Here is a 3,119-nt window from a genome sequence, read left to right on the forward strand (position 1 = left end):
TCTGCCTGACTATAACCAGCTTATAGGAAAAGCGAGAAAAAGAATAAAAACAAAAAGTAAAGCAACAGCTTTACAAAACAACCCTCAGAGAAGAGGTGTTTGTGTAAGGGTATATACAACTACGCCCAAAAAACCTAACTCTGCATTGAGAAAGGTGGCAAGGGTAAGGTTAACCAACGGTATAGAGGTTACAGCGTACATACCGGGTATTGGTCATGAATTGCAAGAGCACTCTGTGGTACTCGTCAGAGGTGGAAGGGTAAGGGATTTGCCGGGTGTTAGATACCATATAGTAAGAGGATCACTTGATGCTACCGGTGTAAAGGATAGGAAAAGAGGCAGATCAAAATATGGCGCTAAAAAGCAAAAGGCTTAAAGGTTATTAATATGGGAAGAAAAACTAAAATAAAGGACAGATTTGGTATTACCGATGTGGAAGATATCAACCAGCTTGCTCATAAATTTGTAAATTATTTAATGAAGCAGGGGAAGAAGACCGTGGCACAAAACATCTGGCACGGCACTTTGGAAATAATTCAAAATAAGGCAAAAGAAGATCCGTTGAGTATAGTTAAAAAGGCTATAGATAATGTAAAACCCGTTCTTGAAACGCGCTCAAGAAGAGTGGGCGGAGCTACATATCAGGTACCTGTAGAGGTACGGGAAAATAGGCAGATTGCACTTGCTTTTAGATGGATTATAGCAGCGGCACAGAAAAGATCGGAAAAAAGTATGGCAAGTAAGCTTGCATCAGAAATGCTTGATGCTTATGAGAGTAAAGGTAATGCAATAAAGAAAAGAGAAGATACCCATAAAATGGCAGAGGCAAACAGGGCTTTTGCTCATTATCGCTGGTAGTATCAACAATTTTAGACAAATAATTAAGGGATTAAGAGGCAATAGATATATCATTTTGTAAATATGGATAAAAAGATTGTAAGAAATATAGGAATAATGGCACACATAGATGCAGGGAAGACTACGACAACGGAGAGGATATTGTATTATACGGGTGTAAACTATAAAATCGGAGAAATCGATGATGGAACTACAACCATGGACTGGATGGAGCAAGAGAGAGAGAGAGGCATAACTATAACTTCAGCATCCACAACAGCTGTTTGGAAAGATTATATGATAAATATTATAGATACGCCGGGGCATGTAGATTTCACAATCGAAGTGGAAAGATCCCTGAGGGTTCTCGATGGAGCTGTTGTGGTTTTTGATGCTGTAAGCGGTGTTGAGCCACAATCGGAAACGGTGTGGAAACAGGCAAATAAGTATAATGTCCCTAGATTAGCTTATATAAATAAAATGGATCGTGTTGGTGCCGACTTTGATATGTGCATTGATATGATTAAAAAAAGACTTAATGCAAATCCCGTTACTGTACAAATTCCATTAGGCAAAGAAGGCGACTTTAAAGGTATAATAGATCTTATATCAATGAAAGCCATAGTCTATGATGACGATACTCTCGGTGCTAAATACAGGGAAGTGGAAATCCCCAAAGAATACCTTTCTGAAGCGGAGTTAAAAAGGATCCGGATGGTTGAGTCGATATCGGAACTCGATGAAGGATTAACTGAAAAGTATTTGACAGAGCAACCGATAAAGGAAGATGAGCTAAGGAAGGCACTTAGGAAAGGAACAGTAGAATCCAGAGCTGTTCCAGTCCTATGTGGTTCTTCTTTTAAAAACAAAGGTGTTCAGCCGCTGCTCGATGCGATTGTTGATTATCTGCCTTCGCCTGTTGATCTTCCGCCGATCTCGTGTGAAAAAACGGATGGAGAACCGGCTATAATAAAAGTTTCAGATGATGAACCTTTTACGGCAATTGCTTTTAAAATAATGACCGATCCATTTATAGGGCAATTAACATACATTAGATTGTATTCGGGCACGCTTTCTGCTGGCAGTTATGTTTATAATTCGTCGAAAGACAAAACAGAAAGGGTTGCAAGAATCGTAAGAATGCATGCAAACGCAAAGCAGGAAGTAAAAAAAGTTGAGTCGGGAGATATCGTTGCAATAATAGGTTTAAAATATACTACAACAGGTGATACCCTTTGTACCGAGGAACATCCTGTTATTCTTGAATCAATGGAATTCCCAGAACCCGTTCTATCCGTATCTATAGAGCCAAAGACAAAAGCGGATCAGGATAAATTGTCTTCGGCCCTTCATAAGCTTACGACAGAAGATCCATCTTTTAAACTAAATGTTGATCACGAGACAGGACAAACAATAATCTCAGGTATGGGTGAATTACATCTCGAGATCATTGTTGACAGGCTAAAAAGAGAACACGGAGTTGAAACAAATGTTGGTAAGCCGATGGTAGCATATAAAGAAACGATAACAGCTCCGGCAAAGGCAGAGGGCAAGTATATAAAACAAACAGGTGGAAGAGGCCAGTACGGGCATGTTTATCTATCATTGAAACCTGTAACTCTTGACAATGATGTAAAATTCGTAAACAAAATAATAGGTGGATCAATCCCAAAGGAATACATACCTGCAGTAGAAAAGGGCGTCATGGAAACTTCCGATAGCGGGATACTCGGCGGGTATCCGGTGGTTGGGATTGAAGTAACGCTCTATGACGGCTCTTATCATGATGTTGATTCATCGGAGCTTGCCTTTAAGATTGCCGCATCGATGGCTTTTAAAGATGCAATGCGTAACGCCCATCCGGTGTTGCTTGAACCAATTATGAAGGTTGAGGTTATTGTTTCCGAGGAGTATATGGGTGAGATTATAGGGGATTTAAGCTCGAGACGAGGTAAGATCATAGGTATGGAGGTTAAAGGTAACATGCATGTTATAAAAGCAGACATACCTTTAGCAGAGATGTTTGGGTATGCGACTACACTGCGATCAGCAACCCAGGGCAGGGGCATATTTACAATGGAGTTTTTGCAGTACGACCATGTTCCAGCCGGGATAGCAGAAACGGTTTTAAAAAAATTACAGGGCGTTTGACATAAAGGAGGCATATAAGTATGGGTAAGGCGAAATTTGAGAGAACAAAGCCGCATTTGAATGTTGGTACCATAGGTCATATAGATCATGGGAAGACCACATTAACGGCCGCTATAACAAAGGTATTATCG

General features: G+C 40.2%; 4 protein-coding genes. All 4 read left to right on the top strand.

Features of this window, described 5'->3' with window-relative positions; genetic code table 11:
- Window position 1: 1 nt before the first annotated feature.
- On the top strand, window positions 2-376 hold the full coding sequence (rpsL, locus tag M1381_05240) for a 30S ribosomal protein S12 (GenBank protein ID MCL4478491.1): 375 nt from the start codon (window positions 2-4) through the stop codon (window positions 374-376).
- 11 nt (window positions 377-387) lie between these two features.
- Window positions 388-858 carry a 30S ribosomal protein S7 gene (gene rpsG / locus M1381_05245; protein MCL4478492.1) on the top strand — a complete coding sequence of 157 codons (471 nt, stop codon included), beginning with the start codon at window positions 388-390 and terminating at the stop codon, window positions 856-858.
- 63 nt (window positions 859-921) lie between these two features.
- The gene (gene fusA / locus M1381_05250) at window positions 922-2,988 is read left to right on the top strand and encodes an elongation factor G (protein MCL4478493.1); all 2,067 of its coding nucleotides are present in this window, start codon (window positions 922-924) and stop codon (window positions 2,986-2,988) included.
- 20 nt (window positions 2,989-3,008) lie between these two features.
- Window positions 3,009-3,119: GTP-binding protein (locus tag M1381_05255; GenBank protein ID MCL4478494.1), on the top strand; the 111-nt coding region annotated here is incomplete at its 3' end.

The sequence above is a fragment of the Deltaproteobacteria bacterium genome (genome assembly GCA_023382265.1).
Taxonomy (GTDB): Bacteria; JAMCPX01; JAMCPX01; order JAMCPX01; family JAMCPX01; genus JAMCPX01.